Origin of the sequence: Wolbachia endosymbiont of Tettigetta isshikii (genome assembly GCF_041154185.1) — a bacterium.
Taxonomy (GTDB): domain Bacteria; phylum Pseudomonadota; class Alphaproteobacteria; order Rickettsiales; family Anaplasmataceae; genus Wolbachia.
Genome location: NZ_JBFTEN010000038.1, coordinates 1 through 3680, shown reverse-complemented (window position 1 = coordinate 3680; position 3680 = coordinate 1). Strand labels below are relative to the sequence as shown.

The following is a 3680-nucleotide window of genomic DNA, read 5'->3' as shown; positions in this document are numbered from 1 at the left end:
AAAAGCTTATTTTTATGCCAAGTAATACGTATTAAGCGAGCTATCATTGTTTTGTATAATGTATAGTTGAAATTTGTATCGATATTAATTGAATTTTTCCAATAACCTTTCATTAATTTATATCTTATATTATAAAATTTATTTTTATAACTAGAATAATAATAGTAATATATTAATACGCTAACTATTGTTAATGTTATAGTTATATTAATTATTATAATTAATATTAATTCTTCCATTAGTTTTATGGATTTATATTGTTTATGATATATATTAAAGTTAATTCTTTAATGTTTTTTGTTTCTTCTTTAGAAGAGAAAGTTGGTTCTATATAAAATACAAGTGGGAGTGTAAAATTTGTATTTGGTGGTATTATAATTTTTTTAAAACAAAAACATTGTATTTTAATAAAATATTTGCTTGCTATTAATGGAGTAACATTGTATGTTGCTTCGCCTATAGAATATTTAGATGATGTGTTCTTAGCTTTATAATTAATTTTAATTATTTCTCCTGGTAGGGCTTTGATATATTCAACATTACACTTAAAAATCCATGGTAATGTTTTGCTAGTTTGTGTTATGAATGTAATTTTGATGGGATTATAAAATATTTTTTTATTAAAATGAGTTGATTTTTTTACATTTCCTGCTATACCTAATTTTTTACATGTTATTTTATAAAATTTAATAAATAAATAACATACAAATAGTATAAATATGAAAATTGATGTACAAATTTCAAAAATTTGACTAACAGTTATACTACTATCCATGGATCTCTAGGACATAAACGATTTTTATATTTCGATTCTACTATAATATAGAAAAATAATATAATACTTGCTATTCCTAAGTATGACCCATAAGATGATATTTGGTTTCACCCATGATATGGTTTTATATAATCTATGCATCTTCTAGGCATTCCCGCTAATCCTAAGAAATGTTGAGGTAAAAATGTAATATTAGTTGCTACAAATGTAATAATAGCATGTAAAATACATAGTTTTTCATTATATGTTCTTCCGAAAATTTTAGCAAACCAATAATATCAAGCTGACATAGAAGCAAACAAAGCTGCAATGGATAATACATAATGGAAATGTGCTACAACATAATAAGTATCATGTAATATTCTATTTAAACTTGCATTTGCTAATTGTATGCCTGTTACACCACCTGCAACGAACAACATTATAAATCCTAGCGCTCAAATCATAGGAGATTTTAAAGATATTTTACCTCTTCACATAGTACATAACCATGAAAATACTTTAATTCCTGTTGGTACTGCAACAGCCATAGTAGCAATTACAAAATATTTGAGAGATTTAAATGATAGTCCTACGGTGTACATATGGTGTGCTCATACTACAATTCCTATTATAGCTATTATAACCATTGCAATAATCATACCTATTTTTCCAAATACAGGTTTTTTAGAAAATTTTGATATTATTTCGCTAATTATTCCAAATGCTGGTAATATTAATACATACACTTCAGGATGTCCAAAAAACCAAAATAAATGTTGAAATAATGTGGGATCACTACCAGCTTTTGGCTCATAAAATACTGTTTTTAACATTCTATCAGACAATAACATAGTAAGAGCGCTTATTAATACTGGAATAATGATTACTATAAGAATTGCTGATATTAATTCAGCCCAAACAAATAACGACAATTCAATCATACCTAATTTTTCAGTTCTTTTACATATTATTGTTGATATAAAATTAATTGCTGTAATCATAGACGAAACACAAGCCAAAAGCATTGCAATAATTATAAAATTTACAGATTTTCCATTATGATAATTAGAATTGGATAATGGGGGATATAAAGTTCAACCAGTTGCTGCACCATAATCGTTCACATTTCCTTTTACTATTAGTGACATCAATGCGAATACAAAAGACAATATTAAAATTAAAAATGATATTACACCTGCCTTTGGCACTGCTAATTTTCTAGAACCCACTAATTCGGGTATTAATAAGTTGCCAAAACCATTTATAAGCATAGGCATTAACATATAAAATATCATAATTATACCATGTACTGTCATTGATGTGTTATATAAATGTTTCGCTTTATCTACTAAATCGCCTTTTTTATATATAATTTTTGCAATTTTATCAAAAACTTGAATACCAGGACGATGTAATTCTGCTCTTATAAAGATTGAAATTATAGCACCTATTATTCCAGATATTATTGCAAACCAAATATTGGCTTTACCTATGCTTTTATAATTTCAGTTTATTATCTTATTAAAAGAATTCGAACTTTCTTTAATAACTATATTAACAAAATCTCACGATTTTATTATATTTGATATAATAATATACTCTATCTTATTTCACATGTTATTAAACATTTAAGTAAATTTATTTATTTTTTATATGTTTTAAAACACTTAAAGCACTAAATGCATTATCTATATTGATAGATGCTGTTTTAATTCAATTTTCAAACATTTCTTGAGAAACAACCCTAACCGCTATTGGCATAAACGCATGATCCTTACCACAAAACTCAGAACATTGTCCGTAATATATTCCAGGATTATCAACTTTTACTCAAGCATCGTTAATTTTACCAGGAATAGCGTCTACTTTGACTCCAAATGAGGGAACAGTGAATGCATGAATAACATCAGCTGATATAATTAATAATCTTACAACTCTTTTTGCTGGTATTATCAATTCATAATCTGTTGCCAATAATTCAGGATAAATTTCAGTACTATATTTTTTAAATTTAGCTCTTTGAGCATCAGATTTTAATATATTGGAATTAAAGCAAAATTTTTTCTTAATAAGATATTCATAATTTCAATATCATTGATGAGCAGTTATTTTAATAGTAATATATGAAGATCTTTTTTGCATTATTTGATATTTTAAATTTTTAAAAGAAGGCACACATATACTTGTTAAAATAGCTATCGGTATTGATGTTCATATAATTTCTAGTGCAATATTACTATTGATTTGTTGAATTTTATTACAAGAATTATTATCACTATACTTTATACATAAATAAATTATTATTATAGGTATCGCCCCAACTATAGGTAATAATAATATGTTGGTAAAATGCATTAGTTGTATTGTTTGTTTCATAACTGGAGTAGCTGACTTTTGCAAACCAATTTGTCAATTTATAGGTTTTCCTATATAATACATATAAAAATTATTATCTCAATAAAGTCGCTACACCGCTACACCCAAACTTGCAACAATAATCAGACTAAAATATCAGTTGTTAATATACAATAATTAGTATTATGGGTTTATAATTATCAGTTTATAATATCACTCCCCTTTACCAGAATACTTTTAAGAAGAGAAGATGTATCTAGTGTAATTTAGAAAATAATTTAAGAGGTAGGTTTAAATTATGATTATTCCTGATTTTAGGAATCAGCGGACTACCGCGTAATAGCGTACATGAATGTAAATTTAATTATAATTTTTACCTAAACAATTATCTCTTATCCTTTCATATAGAGAATAGATTGTGATACAATTAATTGTATGGTTTGTTTATACATATAAATCCTGTTATAAGAAAATCTGATAGATAATTCTGTTTGGATTCAGCTGATTCTGTACTCTTAGAATAAAGTGTACTAATAAAATAGGATTAATAAGTATTCATGCTTCGACA

General features: G+C 25.7%; 3 protein-coding genes and 2 pseudogenes. All 5 read right to left on the bottom strand.

The window, feature by feature from the left end; translation table 11 throughout:
• Positions 1–239: hypothetical protein (locus AB6N09_RS05600; protein WP_411131942.1), on the bottom strand; the 239-nt coding region annotated here is incomplete at its 3' end.
• Between the two features lie 5 nt (positions 240–244).
• Complete coding sequence (locus AB6N09_RS05595; protein ID WP_411131941.1) at positions 245–775, bottom strand: cytochrome c oxidase assembly protein; 531 nt, start codon at positions 773–775, stop codon at positions 245–247.
• A 107-nt stretch (positions 776–882) separates the two neighbouring features.
• Positions 883–2250 (bottom strand): annotated as a pseudogene (locus AB6N09_RS05590) (cbb3-type cytochrome c oxidase subunit I).
• 220 nt (positions 2251–2470) lie between these two features.
• Positions 2471–2827: pseudogene (locus tag AB6N09_RS05585) on the bottom strand (cupredoxin domain-containing protein).
• Positions 2828–2968: 141 nt separating this feature from the next.
• A complete protein-coding gene (locus AB6N09_RS05580) occupies positions 2969–3157 on the bottom strand; it encodes a hypothetical protein (protein WP_411131940.1) in 189 nt (62 codons plus the stop codon).
• Between the last annotated feature and the right edge of the window lie 523 nt (positions 3158–3680).